Source organism: Chitinivorax sp. B (genome assembly GCF_005503445.1).
GTDB lineage: Bacteria > Pseudomonadota > Gammaproteobacteria > Burkholderiales > SCOH01 > Chitinivorax.
The window spans coordinates 1-1,324 of sequence record NZ_SCOH01000157.1 but is presented as its reverse complement, the minus strand read 5'-3'; the positions used below and the strand labels follow the sequence as shown (position 1 = coordinate 1,324).

Genomic DNA, 1,324 nt, shown 5'->3' with positions numbered 1-1,324 from the left:
GGGTCGGTGTGGGCAATCCGGTTGCCGACCGGGTCATAGTCGTCCGTTTCGGTGCTGCCATCCGGATGACGGGTCAGATGCAGGTTGCCGCGACGATCGTACTGGTATTCGGTCACACGGCCCAAGGCATCGGTCACTTTGGCGGGCTTGCCGGCCGGGGTGTATTGAGTGCGCGTGGTATGGCCCAGTGGGTTGGTTTCGGCCACCACCTGGCCATTGCTGTCCAACTCGGTTTGGCTGGTTTCGCGCGCCAACGTGCCATCTGGCAAGGTACGCAATACGGTCCGACTGATTTCTCGCCCTTGGGTATCAAACCCATACTCAGTGATCAACGTATCGCTCCCCACCCAGCGGGTTTCGCGAATGCGTTGGTCTTTGTCGTTGTAGTCGTATTGGGTACGCGCCCCCGCCAGATTCAGCGTTCGCAGATTGCCGTGATGATCGTAGGTTAACCGTGCCGTGGTTTGACCGTTGGCGTCGGTAATACGACTGAGTGCGCCACCATCATAGTCGTAACGGGTGGTATGCCCGTTGGCATCGGTGACGGAGGTCAATTGACCATTGGCGTAGGTATTGACGGTTTCCTGAGTCTGACCAGGAAGTTTTTCGGCGAGCAGATTGCCTTCTGCATCAAAACGACGCTCGGTGCGCTGGCCCAGCGCGTCCACCACCGCGGTTTCATTACCCTGCGCGTCGTATTCATAACGGGTCTCACGGCCAGCAGGGTCAATTTGCTTCAGTACATTACCATTGTCGTCATACAGATAGGTGGTGGTGAAGCCACGTCGGTCGGTCACCCGTTCGGTACGATCCTCCAGGGCATGGGCAAGTTGTAGTGGCTTGCCCAAGGCATCGTACTGTGCAATCAGCCGGCCGTTGGCATCGTACTCGTTGCGGGCCAGCAATACGCCACGCGGATCAGTGAATTCGGTGAGCCCATGGTGACCGTCATAGCGATGGCTGGCAACCTGGTTGGCCCGGTCGGTCACCTTGATCAGGTCGCCACGGGGGTCATAGCCATATTGCAGGCGCTTACCATCCGGATCGACCACCGCGGTGATACGACCTTGTCCATCCCGCTCAAAGGTAATCGACTGGCCACGTGAGTGGGTAATGCCGGTGCTGCTATAGGTCAACGTGTTACCGAACGGATCGGTCACGGTACGAATGCCAAAGCCACGGTCCAGGCGATAGACGAAACCCGCCTGGGTGGTGAGCGTGAAGCCGGTGGGGTCGAACACATTGCCGTCGACATCGAACAGCTGCCCGCCTCTCACCATCAGGCTGCCGGCATCCGCCACCTGCAACTTGGAGGTGGTACCGG

The 1,324-nt window shown here is 58.9% G+C and carries 1 pseudogene; it reads right to left on the bottom strand.

Features of this window, described 5'->3' with window-relative positions:
* Window positions 1–1,324, bottom strand: a pseudogene (locus tag FFS57_RS25015) (hypothetical protein); the annotation flags it as partial.